General features: G+C 74.3%; 18 protein-coding genes. 9 read left to right on the top strand and 9 right to left on the bottom strand.

Annotated features, from left to right (window positions below; genetic code table 11):
• The first annotated feature begins 27 nt into the window (after positions 1-27).
• The 4 genes from rpsK to rplQ all read left to right on the top strand — a co-directional run bounded on the left by rpsK (position 28) and on the right by rplQ (position 2,909).
• The gene (gene rpsK / locus IR170_RS10070; RefSeq protein WP_056862096.1) at positions 28-435 is read left to right on the top strand and encodes a 30S ribosomal protein S11; all 408 of its coding nucleotides are present in this window, start codon (positions 28-30) and stop codon (positions 433-435) included.
• Positions 436-461: 26 nt separating this feature from the next.
• On the top strand, positions 462-1,070 hold the full coding sequence (gene rpsD / locus IR170_RS10065; RefSeq protein ID WP_056862097.1) for a 30S ribosomal protein S4: 609 nt from the start codon (positions 462-464) through the stop codon (positions 1,068-1,070).
• A gap of 124 nt (positions 1,071-1,194) precedes the next feature.
• A complete protein-coding gene (locus IR170_RS10060; protein ID WP_056862098.1) occupies positions 1,195-2,211 on the top strand; it encodes a DNA-directed RNA polymerase subunit alpha in 1,017 nt (338 codons plus the stop codon).
• A gap of 116 nt (positions 2,212-2,327) precedes the next feature.
• A complete protein-coding gene (gene rplQ / locus IR170_RS10055) occupies positions 2,328-2,909 on the top strand; it encodes a 50S ribosomal protein L17 (RefSeq protein WP_056904801.1) in 582 nt (193 codons plus the stop codon).
• A gap of 78 nt (positions 2,910-2,987) precedes the next feature.
• Here rplQ and IR170_RS10050 read toward each other — a convergent pair whose 3' ends face one another.
• Positions 2,988-3,347 (bottom strand): GntR family transcriptional regulator, encoded by a 360-nt coding sequence (locus IR170_RS10050; protein ID WP_193662440.1) that lies wholly within the window; start codon positions 3,345-3,347, stop codon positions 2,988-2,990.
• Positions 3,348-3,409: 62 nt separating this feature from the next.
• On the opposite strand from IR170_RS10050, the gene IR170_RS10045 reads away from it, so the two are divergent.
• Positions 3,410-4,309: a PfkB family carbohydrate kinase gene (locus IR170_RS10045; RefSeq protein WP_227489013.1), complete on the top strand. Its 900-nt coding sequence runs from the start codon at positions 3,410-3,412 to the stop codon at positions 4,307-4,309.
• A gap of 18 nt (positions 4,310-4,327) precedes the next feature.
• Here the strand turns inward: IR170_RS10045 and IR170_RS10040 are convergent, their stop codons facing one another.
• The gene (locus IR170_RS10040) at positions 4,328-6,022 is read right to left on the bottom strand and encodes an FAD-dependent oxidoreductase (RefSeq protein ID WP_319805012.1); all 1,695 of its coding nucleotides are present in this window, start codon (positions 6,020-6,022) and stop codon (positions 4,328-4,330) included.
• Between the two features lie 17 nt (positions 6,023-6,039).
• On the opposite strand from IR170_RS10040, the gene IR170_RS10035 reads away from it, so the two are divergent.
• The 3 genes from IR170_RS10035 to IR170_RS10025 are packed head-to-tail and all read left to right on the top strand — an operon-like array spanning position 6,040 to position 8,265.
• The gene (locus tag IR170_RS10035; RefSeq protein ID WP_193662429.1) at positions 6,040-6,786 is read left to right on the top strand and encodes a hypothetical protein; all 747 of its coding nucleotides are present in this window, start codon (positions 6,040-6,042) and stop codon (positions 6,784-6,786) included.
• Between the two features lie 11 nt (positions 6,787-6,797).
• Positions 6,798-7,628, top strand: coding sequence for a tRNA pseudouridine(38-40) synthase TruA (truA, locus tag IR170_RS10030; RefSeq protein WP_193662425.1), 831 nt, complete (start codon positions 6,798-6,800; stop codon positions 7,626-7,628).
• A complete protein-coding gene (locus tag IR170_RS10025; RefSeq protein WP_193662411.1) occupies positions 7,621-8,265 on the top strand; it encodes a class I SAM-dependent methyltransferase in 645 nt (214 codons plus the stop codon). Before truA ends, IR170_RS10025 begins: the two co-directional genes overlap by 8 nt.
• A gap of 103 nt (positions 8,266-8,368) precedes the next feature.
• Here the strand turns inward: IR170_RS10025 and IR170_RS10020 are convergent, their stop codons facing one another.
• Genes IR170_RS10020 through IR170_RS10000 form a run of 5 tightly spaced genes read right to left on the bottom strand, consistent with a single transcriptional unit; the run spans position 8,369 to position 13,334 of the window.
• A complete protein-coding gene (locus IR170_RS10020) occupies positions 8,369-9,712 on the bottom strand; it encodes an ABC transporter substrate-binding protein (protein WP_193662405.1) in 1,344 nt (447 codons plus the stop codon).
• A complete protein-coding gene (locus tag IR170_RS10015) occupies positions 9,709-10,860 on the bottom strand; it encodes a branched-chain amino acid ABC transporter permease (RefSeq protein ID WP_193662399.1) in 1,152 nt (383 codons plus the stop codon). Before IR170_RS10015 ends, IR170_RS10020 begins: the two co-directional genes overlap by 4 nt.
• A complete protein-coding gene (locus IR170_RS10010; protein ID WP_056862107.1) occupies positions 10,860-11,738 on the bottom strand; it encodes a branched-chain amino acid ABC transporter permease in 879 nt (292 codons plus the stop codon). Before IR170_RS10010 ends, IR170_RS10015 begins: the two co-directional genes overlap by 1 nt.
• Positions 11,739-11,764: 26 nt before the next feature.
• Positions 11,765-12,469 (bottom strand): ABC transporter ATP-binding protein, encoded by a 705-nt coding sequence (locus IR170_RS10005; protein ID WP_056862108.1) that lies wholly within the window; start codon positions 12,467-12,469, stop codon positions 11,765-11,767.
• Position 12,470: 1 nt separating this feature from the next.
• On the bottom strand, positions 12,471-13,334 hold the full coding sequence (locus IR170_RS10000; protein ID WP_193662368.1) for an ABC transporter ATP-binding protein: 864 nt from the start codon (positions 13,332-13,334) through the stop codon (positions 12,471-12,473).
• 272 nt (positions 13,335-13,606) lie between these two features.
• On the opposite strand from IR170_RS10000, the gene IR170_RS09995 reads away from it, so the two are divergent.
• Complete coding sequence (locus IR170_RS09995) at positions 13,607-14,899, top strand: PucR family transcriptional regulator (protein WP_193662355.1); 1,293 nt, start codon at positions 13,607-13,609, stop codon at positions 14,897-14,899.
• Between the two features lie 810 nt (positions 14,900-15,709).
• Here the strand turns inward: IR170_RS09995 and IR170_RS09990 are convergent.
• Positions 15,710-16,417 carry a hypothetical protein gene (locus tag IR170_RS09990; RefSeq protein WP_193662342.1) on the bottom strand — a complete coding sequence of 236 codons (708 nt, stop codon included), beginning with the start codon at positions 16,415-16,417 and terminating at the stop codon, positions 15,710-15,712.
• 100 nt (positions 16,418-16,517) lie between these two features.
• Positions 16,518-17,456 carry an alpha/beta hydrolase gene (locus IR170_RS09985; protein WP_193662328.1) on the bottom strand — a complete coding sequence of 313 codons (939 nt, stop codon included), beginning with the start codon at positions 17,454-17,456 and terminating at the stop codon, positions 16,518-16,520.
• Positions 17,457-17,474 lie beyond the last annotated feature (18 nt).

Here is a 17,474-nt window from a genome sequence, read left to right as displayed (position 1 = left end):
ACGACCAGCTACCCCAGGAGATAACGCATGCCTCCCAAGAGCCGCGCAGCGGCCGGCGCCAAGAAGGTGCGCCGCAAGGAGAAGAAGAACGTCGCTCAGGGCGAAGCCCACATCAAGAGCACGTTCAACAACACCATCGTCACGATCACCGACCCCACCGGTGCGGTGATCTCGTGGGCCTCGGCCGGCACCGTCGGCTTCAAGGGCTCGCGCAAGTCCACCCCCTACGCCGCGCAGATGGCCGCCGAGGCCGCCGGGCGTCGGGCCATGGACCACGGGATGAAGAAGATCGACGTCTTCGTCAAGGGTCCGGGGTCGGGTCGTGAGACCGCGATTCGCTCGCTGGGTGCCATCGGCCTCGAGGTCGGCACCATCCAGGACGTCACGCCCACCCCGCACAACGGCTGCCGCCCTCCCAAGCGCCGCCGCGTCTGACCCGAGACCTAGAAGGAGACTGAACCATGGCCCGTTACACCGGACCCATGACCCGGAAGTCGCGCCGTCTCGGTGTCGACCTCGTCGGTGGCGACCAGGCTTTCGAGCGTCGTCCCTACCCGCCCGGCGCCCACGGCCGCGGCCGCATCAAGGAGAGCGAGTACCTCCTGCAGCTGCGCGAGAAGCAGAAGGCCCGCTTCACCTACGGCGTGCTCGAGAAGCAGTTCCTGAACTACTACAAGGAGGCCTCGCGCCGCACCGGCAAGACCGGTGACAACCTCCTGCAGCTGCTCGAGTGCCGTCTCGACAACGTGGTCTACCGTGCCGGCTTCGCCCGCACGCGCCGCCACGCCCGCCAGCTGGTGACCCACGGTCACTTCCTGGTCAACGGCCACAAGGTCGACATCCCGTCGTTCCAGGTGACCGCGCACGACATCATCGACGTCCGCGAGAAGTCGCTGGAGACCACGCCGTTCATCGTCGCGCGTGAGACCCACGGCGAGCGCGTCGTCCCGGCCTGGCTCGAGGCCCTGCCGAACCGCATGCGGATCCTGGTGCACCAGGTGCCGACCCGGGCGCAGATCGACCTTCCGGTCCAGGAGCAGCTCATCGTCGAGTACTACTCGAAGAAGTGACCCTCGGGTGTCGCCCCCGTCCTCCGGGCCGGGGGCGGCGCCTGTTGCTGCTCCACCCTCCCTTTCCACATCCTCGCAGTTCGGGCCCGTCAAATAGCGGGTGGGCCCGGAAAGGAAAACACCAGTGCTCATCGCACAGCGCCCCACCCTCTCGGAAGAGTCCGTCGACGAGTTCCGCTCGCGCTTCGTCATCGAGCCCCTCGAGCCCGGCTTCGGCTACACGCTCGGCAACTCGCTGCGCCGCACGCTGCTCAGCTCCATCCCCGGCGCCTCGGTCACCAGCATCAAGATCGACAACGTCCTGCACGAGTTCTCGACCATCGACGGCGTCCGCGAGGACGTCACCGAGCTGATCCTGAACCTCAAGGGCCTCGTGGTCTCCTCCGAGCACGACGAGCCGGTCACCATGTACCTGCGCAAGTCGGGTGCCGGTGACGTCACCGCCGCCGACATCGCGCCCCCGGCCGGTGTCGAGGTGCACAACCCCGACCTCAAGATCGCGACCCTGTCCGAGAAGGGCAAGATCGAGATGGAGCTCGTCGTCGAGCGCGGCCGCGGCTACGTCTCGGCCGTGCTGAACAAGGGCGCCGACAACGAGATCGGCCGCATGCCGGTCGACTCGATCTACAGCCCCGTGCTGAAGGTGACCTACAAGGTCGAGGCCACCCGCGTCGAGCAGCGCACCGACTTCGACAAGCTCGTCATCGACGTCGAGACCAAGCCCTCGATCCGTCCCCGCGACGCGATCGCCTCGGCCGGCAAGACCCTCGTCGAGCTCTTCGGCCTCGCCCGCGAGCTCAACGTCGAGGCCGAGGGCATCGACATCGGCCCCTCGCCGGTCGACGAGCAGCTCGCCGCCGACCTCGCCCTCCCGGTCGAGGACCTGCAGCTGACCGTGCGGTCCTACAACTGCCTCAAGCGCGAGGGCATCCACACCGTGGGTGAGCTCATCAGCCGCTCGGAGCAGGACCTGCTCGACATCCGCAACTTCGGTGCGAAGTCGATCGACGAGGTCAAGGCCAAGCTGGTCGAGATGGGCCTGTCCCTCAAGGACAGCGCCCCCGGCTTCGACCCCCACGCCGCTCTCGCCGCCTACGGCGAGGACGACGACGACGCCTTCGTCGAGGACGAGCAGTACTGAGTCCCAGCACCACCCCGCTGCACCCCTGCACCACCCGCAGCACCCAGCCCTGACCTGCACCACGCCGGTCGACTACCCGGGTACCTGGTACGGCCCGGGAGAAATGAGAGAGAGCCATGCCCAAGCCCAAGAAGGGTCCCCGCCTCGGCGGTAGCCCGGCCCACCAGCGCCTCATCCTGGCCAACCTCGCGACCGCGCTCTTCGAGCACGGCCGGATCACCACCACCGAGTCGCGGGCGCGCACGCTGCGTCCCTACGCGGAGAAGCTGATCACGAAGGCCAAGAAGGGCGACCTGCACAACCGCCGCGAGGTCCTCAAGACCATCCGCGACAAGGGCGTCGTGCACGTGCTCTTCACCGAGATCGCCCCGACCATGTCGGAGCGTCCCGGTGGCTACACCCGCATCACGAAGCTCGGCCCCCGCAAGGGCGACAACGCCCCCATGGCCGTCATCGAGCTGGTGACCGAGGCCTACACCCCCTCGGCTCCCCGCACCGCCGCTCCGGCTGCCGCAGCCCCGGCCGCGCCCGCCGAGGAGGCTCCCGCCGAGGAGACCACCAGCGACGAGACCGCCACCGACGAGGCGCCCGTCGAGATGACCGACGAGGCCTCGCCCGAGGGCAGCGTCGTCGCCGAGGAGCAGGCCGCCGAGGCCGACTCCGACGAGGGCGACAGCAAGGACGAGACCAAGGCCTGAGCCTGGTCCTCACCGCACCGAGGCCCGCCACCCCGCTGGGGTGGCGGGCCTCGTGTCGTTCACGGGCTCACCGGCCGCTCACCCGCGCCAGGCCTGCTCGACGAGCCGGGTCGCCTCGGCCAGGGAGAGACCGAGGCGCCGCGCGGACCCGACGTACGCCGCCGCGGCGGCGCCGGCCGCCGGACCGGACGCGGCGGCGCCCGCGGTGACCGAGGTGCCGCGGCGTCCCTCGGTCACGACCACGCCGTCGGCCTCGAGCTCGCGGTAGGCGCGCGCCACGGTGCCGGCGGCCACGCCGAGCTCGGCGGCCAGGGCGCGCACGGTCGGCAGCCGGGTGCCGGCGGGCAGGTCGCCGGAGGCGGCTCGGCGGGCGATCTGGGTGCGCAGCTGCTCGAAGGGCGCCTCGCCGGAGGCGGGGTCGAGCGGGTGGACGGTCATGGGCTGCACGCTAGTGCCCGGGCGCGGGCCGCGGTCGGGCCCGGCGTGGTAGAAGCATCCCTATGGATGCACAGGTGCTGGTGGTGGGGGAGTCGCTGGTCGACGTGGTGCACCGCGCGAGCGGGGAGCGGGTGGAGTACGCCGGGGGCAGCGCGGCCAACGTCGCGGTCGCGCTGGCCCGGCTGGGGCGCCCGGTGCGCTTCGCGACGGCCTTCGCCGACGACCACCACGGGTCCATGGTGCGCGACTACCTCGAGGCCGCCGGGGTGCGGCTGGCTTGCGACCCGGCGGCTATCGACCGCACGGCGACCGCGGCGGCGACGATCGGCGCCGACGGGGCGGCGTCCTACGAGTTCGACCTCGACTGGCGGCTGCTGCCCGTGGAGCGCGAGCCGGCGCCGGTGGCCGTGCACACCTGCTCGCTGGGCGCCGTGCTGGCCCCGGGGGCCGAGGACGTGCTGACCCTGCTGGAGGAGCTGCGCGGCACGGCCACGGTGACCTACGACGTCAACGCCCGGCCCGCGATCACCGGCACCGGGCCCGACGTGGTGGCGCGCGTGGAGCGGGTGGCCCGGCTCGCCGACCTGGTGCGGGCCAGCGACGAGGACCTCGAGGCGCTGTGGCCCGAGCTCGACCTCGCCGAGGCCGTCGCGCACCTGCGGGGTCTCGGCGCGGCCGTGGTCGTGGTGACCCGCGGCGCCGACGGCGCGTCGTGGACCTCGGCCCAGGGCGAGGTCGTGGTCGCCTCGCGACGCGTCGAGGTGGCCGACACCATCGGCGCGGGCGACACCTTCGGCGCGGCGCTCCTTGACGCCCTCGCCGAGCGGGGGCTGCTCGGCGGCCGGCTCGGGCCGATCGGTGACGACGTGGTGGTCGAGGTGCTCGAGCACGCGGCGCGGGCGGCGGCGATCACCGTCTCGCGCCCCGGCGCCGACCCGCCGTGGCGCCACGAGATGGCCTGACGCCCCGGCGCCCGCACGTCAGCGCCCGGTGAGCCACCGGTGGACCAGCGGCACCACCGAGGCGCCCTCGCCGCTGGCGGCGGCGACCCGCTTCATCGAGCCCGAGCGGATGTCGCCGGCCGCGAACACGCCCGGCAGGGTCGTGGCGAGGTCGGCGGGCGGCAGGCCGTCGGTCCAGCGCTCGCGGGGCACGTCGCGCCCGGTGAGCACGAAGCCCTGTGCGTCGCGCTCGACCTCCGCCGGCAGCCACTCGCAGTGCGGCTCGGCGCCCAGCAGCAGGAACAGCCCGCCGGCGGCGACCTCCTCGCGGGCGCCGCTGCGGGTGTCCTCGAGCACGAGGCGCTCCAGCCGGCCCGCGCCGCCGCCGTCGACGACCGCCGTGCACGTGCGCACCGCGATGCGCGGGTTGTGGTCGATCTCGCCGACGAGGTACTGCGACATGGTCTCGGCCAGCGAGGGCCGGCGCACCAGCACGGTCACCGAGCGGGCGAAGCGCGACAGGTGCACCGCGGCCTGGCCGGCGGAGTTGCCGCCGCCCACGACGTAGACGTCCTGGCCCTCCATCTCGCGGGCCGCGGTGAGCGCGGCGCCGTAGTGGACGCCGCGTCCCACGAGCTCCTCCAGCGGCTCGACGCGCAGCTTGCGGTAGGCCACGCCGGTCGAGACGACGACGGCGCGGGCCCGGACCTCGCCGGCCTCCGTGCGCACGACGTGCGGCTCCCCGTCGACGCCGGGCAGGAGCGCCTCGACCGACCAGCCGGTGAAGAACTGCGTGCCGAAGCGCAGGGCCTGGTTGCGGGCGCGCTGGGAGAGCCGCATGCCCGAGATGCCGCGGGGGAAGCCCAGGTAGTTGCGGATCATCGAGCTGGTGCCGGCCTGGCCGCCGATCGCCTCGGCCTCGAGCACGACGGTGGAGAGCCCCTCGGAGGCGGCGTAGACGGCCGCGCCCAGGCCCGCGGGCCCGGCACCGACCACGACCAGGTCGACGACCTCGTCCACGGCGACGTCGCCGGGGGCGCCGTAGACCGAGAGCGCGACGTCGCGCACGCTGCGCGCCTCGACCACCTCGCGGTCCAGCGCGTGGACCAGCGGGTACGCCGCGTCCGGCCGGGCCAGCGCCCGCACGTGCCGGCCGCCCTCGCTGTCGGGGTGGTAGACCCGGCTGGGCATGCCCATCCGGTCGAGGTAGTCGCGGATGGCCAGCGTGAGGCCGTCCTGCTCGGGCGCGACGATCGTGACCGAGACGACCTCGGGGTCGGCGACCGTGGAGCCCCAGTCGGAGAGCAGGTCGGTGACGGCGTGGTGGAACTCCTCGTCGCGGGTGCCGCGCGGCATCAGCAGGTAGGCGTCGTACTTGCCGGCCGCCATGCCCGCGCGCAGCGCGGGGCCGTCGGGGATGAAGCGCTCCCAGTGGGCGGCGATCATCCGCCGGGCGGTCGGCACCACGGTCCGCCAGCGCCCGAAGGCCTCGAGCACGTGGCAGTCGGGCAGCACCGACTCGGCGACGAAGAGGGCGACCGTGCCGCCCTCGGCGCGCACCCGGGCGGCGACCTCCTCGGCCTCGGCGCACGAGGTCGCCGTGCGCAGGTCGTACTCGCGCTCGTAGCGCCCGAAGTGCTCGCGCAGCTCGTCGGCGCGGGTCCCGGAGACCAGCACGATGGTGGGGGCGGTGGGGTGCTGCAGGGGCACCACGGTGGCCGGGTCGTCGCTCACGCCCCGAGCCTAGGCGGGTGAACCGGATCCGGGGCAGCGCGTGGTGGGGTGGCCCGATGGTGCTCTACGCCGCCGACCCGGCCCGCCGCACGTGGCAGCTGCTCCTCGACCTCCTCGTGGTGCTGTGGGTGGTGCTGGCCGTCTGGGCCGGCACCCAGGTCACCGACGCCCTCGGCGGGGTGGCCGACCAGGTGCGCCAGGTCGACGACGCGGGCACCAGCCTGGCCGACAACCTCACCGGCGCCGGGGACACCCTCGACGGCACCCCGGTCGTGGGCGACGAGGTCGCCGCCCCCTTCGACCGGGCCGCCGAGGCCTCCGCGGGCATCGCGCAGGCCGGCGCCGACGGCGCCGACGCCGTCGACCGCGTGGCCTTCTGGTCGGGGGTGGTCACCGCCCTGCTGCTGGTGCTGGTCGCGCTGCCGTGGTGGCTGCCCGGGCGGGTGCGTTTCGTGCTCACCGCGACCCTGGCGCGGCGCTACCTGCGCGCCGGCGGCGACCCCGACCTCTACGCCGTGCGGGCGCTCGCCCGCCAGCCCGTGCGCGTCCTGGCCCGCGTGCCCGACGCCGCCGCCGGCTGGCGGCGCGGCGACCCCGCGACCGTGGCCGCCCTGGCCACCCTCGAGCTGCGCGCCGCCGGGCTCGCGGGCGTCGCGCCGGACGACGTGCCTGCCGACGCGCCTGCCACCGCCACCGCGCCGGTCGCGCGACCCGCACCGCCGCGCACACCGGGCGGCCCGCCGCCCGGCCCGCCCGGGCCCTAGGATCGTCCACCGTGCGCCTGCGGATCGATCTCGCCTACGACGGCACCGGCTTCCACGGGTGGGCGGCGCAGCCGACGCTGCGCACCGTGCAGGGCGACGTCGAGGCGGCGCTGGCCACGGCGCTGCGCAGCGAGCGCGTGCCGGTGGTCTGCGCCGGGCGCACCGACACCGGCGTCCACGCCCGGGGCCAGGTGCTCCACCTCGACGTCGACCCCGCGGTGCTCGCGGCCTCGGCCGGGCGCGCGACCGAGCCGCCGCTGGAGGCGCTGGCCCGCCGCCTCAACGGCATCCTCGCCGCCGACGTGCGGGTGCACCGCGTGAGCGAGGCCCCGCCGGGCTTCGACGCCCGCTTCGGGGCCACCTGGCGCCGCTACGCCTACCGCGTGGCCGACCGGCCCGACCTCGTCGACCCGCTCGCGAGGCTCCACGTGCTGGCCTGGTCGCGCCCGCTGGACCTGGCGGCCATGCAGACCGCCGCCGACGACCTGGTCGGGCAGCACGACTTCGCCTCCTTCTGCCGCCGCCGCGAGGGGGCCACCACCATCCGCACGCTGCTCGAGCTCGCGTGGTCGCGCGACGCCGACGGTCTCGCCGTGGCCACCGTGCGGGCGGACGCCTTCTGCCACTCCATGGTCCGCTCGCTCGTGGGCTGCCTGCTCGCCGTCGGTGACGGCCGCCGGCCCACGACGTGGCCCGCCGAGGTGCTGGCCGCCGGCGTCCGCTCGCCCGCGGTGGCCGTGGCCCACGCCCACGGCCTCACGCTCGAGGAGGTCGCCTACGCCGAGGACGGCCAGCTCGCCGCCCGCGCCGAGCAGACCCGCGCCAGGAGGACCTGTGACTGACCAGCCCGAGGACCGCTCCGAGGACCGCTCCGAGGACCGCTCCGAGGACCACTACTTCACCGCCGACCCCTCGGTGCCCTTCACCCGCGCCGCCGTCGCGGCGCACGTGTGGGGCCACGACCTCGACCTCGTCTCCGGGTCGGGCGTCTTCGCCCGCGGCCGGGTCGACGTCGGCACCGCGGTGCTCTTCCGCGAGACCGAGCCGCCGTCGGCCGGGCGGGTGCTCGACCTGGGCTGCGGCTACGGCGTCATCGGGCTGGCCGTGGCCGTCGCCGTGCCCGGGGCCGAGGTCACCGCCGTCGACGTCAACGAGCGCGCGGTGCTGCTGGCGGGGGAGAACGCCGCGGCGCTCGGCGTCGCGGACCGCTTCACCGCGCTCACGCCCGACGCGGTGGCCGGGGGCGCGACGTACGACGAGATCTGGTCGAACCCGCCCATCCGCATCGGCAAGGCCGCGCTCCACGAGCTGCTGCTCACCTGGCTGCCGCGCCTGGCGCCGGGCGGTCGCGCGGTGATGGTGGTGGGCAAGAACCTCGGCGCCGACTCGTTGCAGCGCTGGCTGGGCGAGCAGGGCTGGCCCACCGAGCGGCTGGCCAGCGCCAAGGGCTTCCGCGTGCTGGAGACGCGGCGCGGCTGAGGCCGGGCCGGGGACGACGCAGACGGGCCGCCCGCCCCCGGAGGGACGGACGGCCTGTGCCGTGCGGCTCAGCGTGCTGTGCGGCTCAGGTGGTGCGGCCGGCTCAGGGCGCCTCGGGGATGCCGGACTCCGGCGGGGCGTCGTCGGCCTGGCCGGAGCTGTCCTCCTCGATCGGGGCGTCGCCGATGTCGGTGCCCAGCACCGGGGTGATCGGGTCGCTGGCGCCGCCGTTGAGCTCGACCAGCTGCACGCCGGAGATGCCGAGGTGGCTGTCGGCGGAGTAGCGGAAGGGCGCCAACTGCGGGCCCTCCAGCGACTCGCCGGACTCCTCGAGGGCCTCGACGAGGCCGTCGCGGGTGAGGTCCTCGCCGGCCGCGGCCAGGGTCTGCACGAAGGCGTAGGCGCTGGACATGCCGTAGATGCGGAAGTTGCTCAGCTCGCCCTCCTCGCCCTCCTGGTCCCAGACCTTCTGCCACAGCTGGGTCCACGGGTTGTCGGTGTCCTCGACGCCGGGGATGTACTCCGAGGTCAGGATCCCGTCGAGGGAGGAGTTGTCGCCCTCGACCGCGCCCTCGGAGAAGCGCGAGAGCAGGGAGCCGACGAGCTCGGGGTCGGAGCCGATGTTGGAGTAGAACCACTGCGGCTCGTAGCCCAGCCGCAGCGCCACGAGCTGGCTCAGCGCGGTGTAGGACGGGGTGTTGAACGACAGGACGAGGTCGGCGTCGGCCGACTGGAGCGCGGCGATCTGCGGGCCGACGTCGGTGTTGCCGGAGGTGTAGCGCTGCACCTCGACGATCTGCTCGTCGAGGAACTGGCGCACCCCGACCTCGGCGTCGGCGCCCAGGTCGTCGTCCTGGAGGAAGAGGCCCACCTTGGCGTCGGGCATGTTCTCGGCGACGTACTGGCCGATGATCTTGCCCTCGATCTCGTAGTCGGGCTGCCAGCCGAAGGTGTAAGGCCGGTTCTCGACGTCGTCGCCCCACTGCAGCGAGCCCGAGGAGACGAACATGTCGGGCACGCCCTCGTCGTTGAGGAAGTCCACGACCGCGCTGTGGGTCGGGGTGCCGAGGCCGCCGACCATCGCGAAGATCTCGTCCTGGAGCACCAGCTCGTTGGTGACGGTGCTGGTGTTGGTGGGGTTGTAGCCGTCGTCGCGCACGATGTAGTCGATCTGGCGGCCGTTGATGCCGCCGGCGGCGTTGACGTAGTCGAAGTACGCCGCGGCGCCCAGCGGGATCTCGCTGTAGCCCGGCGCCGCGACGCCGGTCAGCGGGAAGTGGGCGCCGATGGTGATGGTGTCGTCGGTGACGCCGATGTCGGTCGACCCGCCGCTGTCACCTCCGCCCCCGTCGGACTCGCGGTCGCCGCCGGCGCCGCACGCTGCGAGCAGCGTGGAGGCGGCGACCAGTCCGGCCAGCGGGCCGATGAGCCTGGCTCGTCTTGTCATGTGGGTGTTCCCTTCGAGGAGGTGGGGACGGTGCTGCGGGTGGGGGAGTCGGGGGTGCCGGTCGTGCCGGTGGCACTGGCCGCGACCGGCGCCGGGGCGACGGCGACCCGGGCCTGGCGGCGGATGCGCCAGGCGCGGAAGGAGCCGGCGATGCCGGCCGGGGCGAGCAGGATGACCGCGATCATGACCAGGCCGTAGACGAGTGGCGCCAGCTCGGCGGCCCGCAGGTCGCTGAGGCCGGCGTCGCTGCCGACGCTGGTGACGAAGGGCGGCAGGAAGGTCAGCAGCGCCGCCCCGACCAGGGCGCCGCCCAGGCTGCCCAGACCGCCCAGGACCACCGCGGTGAGCAGGGTGAGGCTGAGGGTGAGCGTGAAGCCGCTGGGCGCGGCCAGCCGCACGGTGAAGGCCAGCATGGCGCCGGCCGCCCCCGCCGCGGCGGCGCTGACCATGAAGGCCGAGACCCGTGAGCGGCCCAGCCGGATGCCGGCCAGCTCCGCGGAGACCTCGCCGTCGCGCACGGCGCGCCACCGGCGTCCGACCCGGCCGCGGGAGAGGTTGGCCAGCAGCACGTAGGTGACCGCGAGGGTGGTCCACGCCATGAGGGCGACCCAGCCGCTGCGGGTCATCTCGGTGCCGGTGAGGAGGTACTCCGCGTCCAGCGCCCAGACCGGCACGTCGGGCATCGAGACCCGCAGGCCCTGCTCCCCGCCGAGGGTCTCGCCGAAGTACAGCGCGATGCCGGGCACGGCGACGGCCAGGGCCAGGGTGGCGCCGGCGAGGTAGGGGCCGTGGAGACGGGCGGCGGCCGCGCCGACCGCCGTACCGACCGCGAGCGTGACGAGCACCGACACCAGCACCACCAGCGGCAGCGGCGTCGAGGCGTCGCGGTCGGGCAGCATGAGGGCCGCGGTGTAGGCACCGATCGCCATGAGCGCCCCGTGGCCCAGCGAGATCTGGCCGTTGAGGCCGGTGAGGATGGTCAGCCCGCCCGCGGCGATGCCGAGGTAGGCCATCGAGGAGAGCTGGATGGCCCGGAAGTCGTTGACCGTCTCGAGCAGCAGCAGGACGACCAGCAGGCCGACGAGGGCGACGAGGACGTGGCGGCCCAGGACGGAGTCGCGCCAGAGGCGCTGCAGCTTCGCGGGCATCAGACGCGCCTCTCCGCGGCCTGGGAGAACAGGCCCCCGGGTCGCAGGGTCAGGACCAGCATGAGGATGCCCAGGGCGGCCAGGGCGACGAGCTCGGAGCCGACGTAGCCGCTGACGAAGCTGAGCGAGACGCCGAGGGTCAGGCCCCCCACCACCGCGCCGATGGGGCTCTCCAGGCCGCCGAGCACGGCGGCCACGAAGCCGTAGACGACGACGGAGTCCATGTAGCCCGGGTGGACCAGGCTGCCGCCGGCGATGAGGATGCCGGCCAGGGAGCCGACCAGCGCGGCCAGGGCCCAGCCGAGGGTGAGCATGCGCCCCACCCTGACGCCCAGCAGGCGGGCGACCTCCTGGTTGTAGGCCGCGGCCCGCATGCGCAGGCCCACGTCGGTGAAGCGGAAGAGCGCCACCAGCAGCGCCATCACCACCACGACCGCGCCGATGGTGAAGACCCCGAAGCCGGTCAGCGCGATGGTGCTGCCGCCGACCTCGAAGCCGCGGATCCCGAACGGCGCGGGGAAGGAGCGGTAGGCGTTGCCGAACACCACGGCCGCGAGGGCGTGGAGCACGATGAAGAGGCCCAGGGTGAGGATGACGGCGTTGATCTCGGGCTTGTCCTCGACCGGGCGGATCAGCACCCGCTCGACGACCGCGCCGAGCACGAGGCCCGCGAGCAGGGCGGCGGCGAAGCCGATCCAGTAGGAGTAGCCGGCGTCGATCAGGGTGAGGGCGATGAAGGTGGTCACCATCGCCATCGGCGCCTGGGCGAAGTTCACGATCCGCGTGGAGCGGAAGATCAGCACGAGGGCCAGCGCGAACGCGGCGTAGACCATGCCGAGGGTCAGACCGCCGAGGGCGGTGTTCAGCAGCTGCTGCACGAGGTCTCTCCTTCTCGTCGCACGGGTCAGAACCCGAGGTAGGCGTGTCGGAGCTGGTCGTCGGCCGCCAGCGTGGCCGCGTCGTCGTCGGCCACCACACGGCCGAGGTTGAGCACGACGCCGTGGTCGGCGACCGACAGGGCGCTGCGGGCGTTCTGCTCCACGAGCAGCACGCTCAGCCCGTCGGACTGCACGAGCCCGCGCAGCAGGTCGAAGATCTGGGCGACGATGCGCGGGGCCAGGCCGAGGGAGGGCTCGTCGAGCAGCAGCATCCGGGGCCCGGCCATGAGCGCGCGGCCGATGACGAGCATCTGCCGCTCCCCGCCCGAGAGCGTGTGGGCCAGCGCCGCCCGACGGTCGCCGAGGATGGCGAAGAGGTCGTAGACGCGGTCGAGGTCGGCGGGCTGCACGCGGCGCCCGCGCCCCAGGCCCCCGAGGCGGAGGTTCTCCTCGATGGTCAGCTCGGTGATCACGCCGCGGCCCTCGGGCACGTGGGCCATGCCGAGCCCGGGCATCCGGTCGGCCGCGACCTTGCCCAGCCGCCTGCCCTCGAGCTCGATCGTGCCGGAGTCGGCTCGCTGCAGGCCCGAGACCGTGCGCAGCAGTGTGGTCTTGCCGGCGCCGTTGGCCCCGAGGACGGCGGTGATCTCGCCCTCGCGGGCGGTGAAGGAGACCTGCTGCAGCGCCTTGACGGGGCCGTAGCTGGTCGACAGCTCGTGGAGGGTCAGCACGTCAGCGACCTCCCTCGGGCGTCGCGGGCAGGGCGCCGGGGGCGTCCTCGTCGCCGACGACCTCGCCGAGGTAGGCGGCCAGCACGGCGGGGTCGTCGCGGACCTCGGCCGGTGTGCCGTGGGCGATGACGCGGCCGAAGTCGAGCACCGTGATCTCGTCGCAGACGCGCATGACCAGGTCCATGTGGTGCTCCACGAGCATCACCGACATCCGGTCGGTCAGGCTGCGCACCAGGTCGCCGAGCTCGTCCATCTCGTCGGCGGACAGCCCGCTGGCGGGCTCGTCGAGGAGCAGCAGCGTCGGCTCGGCGGCCAGCGCCCGGGCGAGGGCGACCCGCTTGCGCACGGGGTAGGGAAGGCTGGGCGGGTAGCGGTCGGCGTACGCCGCGATGCCGAGCTCCTCGAGCACGGCGCGGGCCCGCTCGCGCAGCTCACGCTCCTCGCGAGCCGCCCGGGGCAGGGCGAGCAGCGAGCCCAGGAAGCCCACGCTCGCGTGGCGGTCGGCGCCGACGACGACGTTGTCGAGCACGCTCATCCGGTCGAAGAGGCCGAGACCCTGCAGCGTGCGGGCCATGCCGAGGCCGGCCAGCTGGTGGGCGTGCAGGCGGCCCAGCTCGCGGCTCTCCCGCACGATCGTGCCGGTGTCTGGGGTGACGAAGCCGCACGCGACGTTGAAGAGGGTCGTCTTGCCGGCGCCGTTGGGGCCGATGACCCCCAGCACCTGGTGCGGACGGACGGCGAGGCCCACGCCCGAGAGGGCCGTGACGCCGCCGAAGGTGACGGTCACGTCGCGCAGCTCGAGCACGGGGCCGGTGGCCGAGGCGGCCCCGGGGGACGGCGCAGCGGGGGAGGAGGTCGCGGACATCGCGCCCTTTCGTCGGGGGGTCGGCGGGGGTCGTCGCAGGTCGGTCGCAGGTCGGTCGCAGGTCGGTCGCGGGTCGGTCGCGCGCGGCGGGGTGGCGCCGCGGGAGGACGGTGTCGACCAGGTCGAGGGTGGGGCCCCGGTGTGACGGCCACCACTTTGGTCGCAGCGCACAGGAAGTGCACTAGGCGCGGAGCACAAAGATGCTTGGATCCAACGCAGTGATCGGGGTCAAGGGCTGGCCAAGATTGTGCGCGGAGTGCGAACGTCGTCCCGTGTCCTCCTCTGGGCGATCCGGCGCCTCCTCCGGGGCCGCCGAGCGGGCTCCTGGCCGCCGGTCGGCGTGGCAGGCCCCCGACCCGGTCGGCTTCGACCGCGCCACGACGGCCGACGTGCGTCGGGCCTGGCGGCTGCTGGTGGACGACGCCGACCGCATCGCCGACCAGATCACGCTGACCCTGCTCGAGCGCGACGCCGAGGTCTACGACCGCGTGGGGCCCGACCTGCGTCTCGACGTGCGCGAGAGCACCCGGATGCACATCCGGCGAGGGCTGGAGATCCTCAGCGGCAGCGCGCAGCCGGGGGGCGAGGGCGCGCGCGACGTGTGGCGGGAGACCGGCCGGCGGCGCGCCCGCCAGGGAGTGCCCCTCGAGGTCGTGCTGAACGCCTACACGCTCGGCGCGCGGGTGCTGTGGCAGGCGCTCGTGGAGCGCTCCTCGACCGGCCCCGCCGACCTGCGGGTCGACGACGCCGTGCTCCTCCTCGCCGGGCGGGGGGTCTGGGCCGACCTGGACATCCAGAACGCCGTGCTCATCGACGCCTACCGCCGCGAGGCGCGCCGGCTCCAGCGCCAGGACCTCCAGCGCCAGCAGACCGTGCTCGACGCGCTGCTCGAGGGTCGCGGCGCCGATCCCGACTTCGCCGGCGAGGCGCTCGCGGTGCTGGGCATCCGCGGCGACGCCGACCTCGCCTGCGTGGTCGCGCTCCAGGACGGCTCGCTCGACGACGCCCTCACGCTGGCCGAGGACGGCCTCGAGCGGCTCGGGGTCACCGCGGTGTGGCACGTCCGCGCCGGGGCCCACTTCGGCCTGCTCGCCGGCCCCCTGCCCGACGAGCCCGGGCTGGCGCAGGTCTTCGCGCCGCACGCGGCCGGTCGGGTCGGCGTCGCCGGCTGCCCCGACGGGATCGCCGGCTTCGCCGCCGCCTACCAGCTCGCCACCCGCGCCGCCGAGACCCTCCCGCGCGGCATGGCCCAGGTGGTCTCGGTCTCCGAGCGGCTCCCCGAGGTGCTGCTGGCGGGCAGCCCCCAGGTCGCGCCGCTGCTGCTGCGCGAGACCCTGGGCGACCTGCTGAACCAGCCCGAGGCCCAGCTCACGACCCTCGTCGACACCCTGCGCGCCCTGCTGCGCCACGACGGCTCCCCGACCCACGCCGCGGAGGAGCTCTTCTGCCACCGCAACACCGTCATCTACCGCCTCAAGCAGATCGAGGCGCTCACCGGCCGCCACCTCGCCAACCCGCGCGACAAGCTGATGCTCGAGCTCGCCCTGCTGGCCTACGACCGCTGAGGACGTCCGTCTCCCCGGGGGCTCGAGCAGTCGGTCGAGGTCTCGGGCGACGGAGCGCCTGAGGCGGCGTGTGGTCTCGCAGGTGGTCCCGCCCGCGGTGGCGCGGCGGGTGACGTCGACGCCCGGGTGTCGTGGTCGTCGCGGATCCGGGACGGCGTGTGGATGCTCCGGGCGCGGTCGGTCTGTCGGTCGCCCTAGCGGGGCCCGCCCGAGAAGTGGCGGCGTACGACTGGTCGAGGGCCTCCGGAGGTGTCGTCTCCCGCCACTTCCGGTCGGTGGGTCGCCGCGGGCGCTGTGGACCTGTCACGGGGCGGGGCCTCGCGTCCCCGGGCGGGTCGCTCGAGGAGTGGCGGCGTACGACGGGTCGCGGGGCTCTCGAGGTGTCGTCTGCCGCCACTTTCGGTCGGTGGGTCGCCGCGAGTGCTGCCGAGGCGTCGCGCGGCGGGGTCTTGCGTCTCCGGGCGGGTCGCTCGAGGAGTGGCGGCGTACGACGGGTCGCGGGGCTCTGGAGGTGTCGTCTGCCGCCACTTTCGGTCGGTGGGTCGCCGCGAGTGCTGCCGAGGCGTCGCGCGGCGGGGTCTTGCGTCTCCGGGCGGGTCGCTCGAGGAGTGGCGGCGTACGACGGGTCTGGGGGCTCCGGAGGTGTCGTCTGCCGCCATTCCTGGTCGGTGGGTCGCCGCGAGCGCTGCCGAGGCGTCACGGGGCGGGGCCTCGCGTCCCCGGGCGGGTCGCTCGAGGAGTGGCGGCGTACGACGGGGCGGGGGGCTCCGGAGGTGTCGCCTCCCGCCGCTCACCGACGCCGGCCACTGGTCAGGCGGCGGTGAGGGAGTCGACGACCAGGTCGGTGAGCTCGTCGCTGGTGGTCTCGGTGCCGGCGGTGACGGTGATCGTCACGAGCTGCCCGTCGACGTCGACGGCCAGGGCCTGCGATCGCACCTGGCCGCCACCGGCCTCCAGGGTGTAGGCGACGCGGAGAGCGTCGCCCGCGCCGGTCTCGACGGCCTCGATCGAGGTGATGGTGGCGCCGATCTGCCTCAGCTCGGCCCGCGCGGCGGACTCGGTGGGGAGGGCGCCGGGGAAGTGCACGACGTTGAGGTTGGTCAGGACGCCCGCGTCGCGCTCGCCGTCGCTGGTGACGATGAGGTCCATCTGGGCGAAGGTCTGCACGGCCTGCTCGGGCGTGACGCCGAGGCGCGCGGCGAGGTCCTGGACGACCGGGTCCTCGGTGGCGTCGTCGCCGGAGAAGGCCTCGGCCGCGTCGACCGTCACCCACGACGCGGGCACGTCGAAGGCGACCTGGTCGGTGGCGACCTCCTGTGTGTCGGTGTCGGTGTCGGGCTCCGAGGGCTCCGACGCGTCCGCCGAGGGCGACGCCGCGGCGGTGCTCTCGGCGGGGCTCTCTGCGGCGGTGGCGGCCGGGCTGTCGGCGGACTGCTCGGCGGTGTCGTCGGACGAGCACCCGGCGGCGACGAGGGCGAGGCAGAGGGCGACGGGGGCGAGGAGCGGGCGCAGGCGCATGGCGCGACGCTACCCGCCGGTGCTCACGCCCGGGCCGCTCCTCCCCGCACGGGCCGCACGGCTCTGCTCGGACCGCGCGGCTCTGCTCGGCCCTTCCTGGTCAGCGGTGCAGCAGCCCCCGGAAGAGCGCCAGCGACTCCTCCACGGCGGCCTGGGCCGCGGCGGAGTGGCGTCCCATGTCGACGAAGCCGTGGATGAGGCCGGGGAACACCCGGTGCTCGACCGGCACGCCGGCTGCGGCCAGGGCCTCGGCGTAGGCGTTGCCGTCGTCGCGCAGCGGGTCGAACTCGGCGGTGACGACGACGGCGGGGGGCAGGCCCGCCTTGTCGCCGAGCATGGGGGAGAAGCGGGGCGACCCGACCACCTCACCCCCGCCCGAGCCGACGTAGTGCGCCCCGAACCACAGCATGGTGGCCTGGTCGAGGAAGTAGCCCTCGGCGTTCTCGGTGGTGGAGGGGTAGCTGCCGGCCAGGTCGGTGGCGGGGTAGAAGAGCAGCTGCGCGTCGAGCGGGCGGCCCTCGTCGCGCATGACCTGGGTGACGACCGCCGAGAGGTTGCCCCCGGCGGAGTCGCCGGTGACGGCCAGCACGTCGTTGCCGCCGAGGTCGGCGAGGTGCTCGGCGGCCCACCGGGTGGCGGCGACGGCGTCCTCGACCGCTGCGGGGAAGGGGTGCTCGGGGGCGAGGCGGTAGTCGACGGAGACCACGACCGCGTGGCACGAGTCGGCGACGCAGCGGGCGTAGAGGTCGTGGGTGTCGAGGTCGCCGACCACGAAGCCCCCTCCGTGCAGCAGCACCACGGTGGGGAGCGGTCCGTCGGCGGCCGGGCGGTAGATCCGGGCCGGCCGCGGGCCGTCGCCGCCCGGGACCTCGACGTCCTCGACCCGCTCGACGTCCGGGAGCACCGCGGGGTCGCGCAGGTCGACGGCGAGGGTGCGGAAGCCGTGGCGTGCTTGCTCGGCGGTGCCCTCCGACATCGACGGCGCACCGGAGTCGGCGAGGAACTGCAGCAGGGTGGCCAGCTGGGGGTCGAGCGGCACGGGGGGTGCTCCTGTCAG

The sequence above is a fragment of the Nocardioides kribbensis genome (assembly GCF_015070375.1).
Classification (GTDB): domain Bacteria; phylum Actinomycetota; class Actinomycetes; order Propionibacteriales; family Nocardioidaceae; genus Nocardioides; species Nocardioides kribbensis.
Note: the sequence above shows the minus strand (reverse complement) of the source record. Positions and strands in the feature narration are given on the sequence as shown.

Excerpts from the sequence above, each read along its gene's own strand:
- IR170_RS10050 (WP_193662440.1), bottom strand. The coding sequence starts at position 3,347 with ATGACCGTCCACCCGCTCGACCCCGCCTCCGGCGAGGCGCCCTTCGAG.
- IR170_RS10045 (WP_227489013.1), top strand. The coding sequence starts at position 3,410 with ATGGATGCACAGGTGCTGGTGGTGGGGGAGTCGCTGGTCGACGTGGTG.
- IR170_RS09990 (WP_193662342.1), bottom strand. The coding sequence starts at position 16,417 with ATGCGCCTGCGCCCGCTCCTCGCCCCCGTCGCCCTCTGCCTCGCCCTC.
- rpsK (WP_056862096.1), top strand. The coding sequence starts at position 28 with ATGCCTCCCAAGAGCCGCGCAGCGGCCGGCGCCAAGAAGGTGCGCCGC.
- IR170_RS10000 (WP_193662368.1), bottom strand. The coding sequence starts at position 13,334 with ATGTCCGCGACCTCCTCCCCCGCTGCGCCGTCCCCCGGGGCCGCCTCG.
- IR170_RS10015 (WP_193662399.1), bottom strand. The coding sequence starts at position 10,860 with ATGCCCGCGAAGCTGCAGCGCCTCTGGCGCGACTCCGTCCTGGGCCGC.
- IR170_RS10020 (WP_193662405.1), bottom strand. The coding sequence starts at position 9,712 with ATGACAAGACGAGCCAGGCTCATCGGCCCGCTGGCCGGACTGGTCGCC.
- rpsD (WP_056862097.1), top strand. The coding sequence starts at position 462 with ATGGCCCGTTACACCGGACCCATGACCCGGAAGTCGCGCCGTCTCGGT.
- rplQ (WP_056904801.1), top strand. The coding sequence starts at position 2,328 with ATGCCCAAGCCCAAGAAGGGTCCCCGCCTCGGCGGTAGCCCGGCCCAC.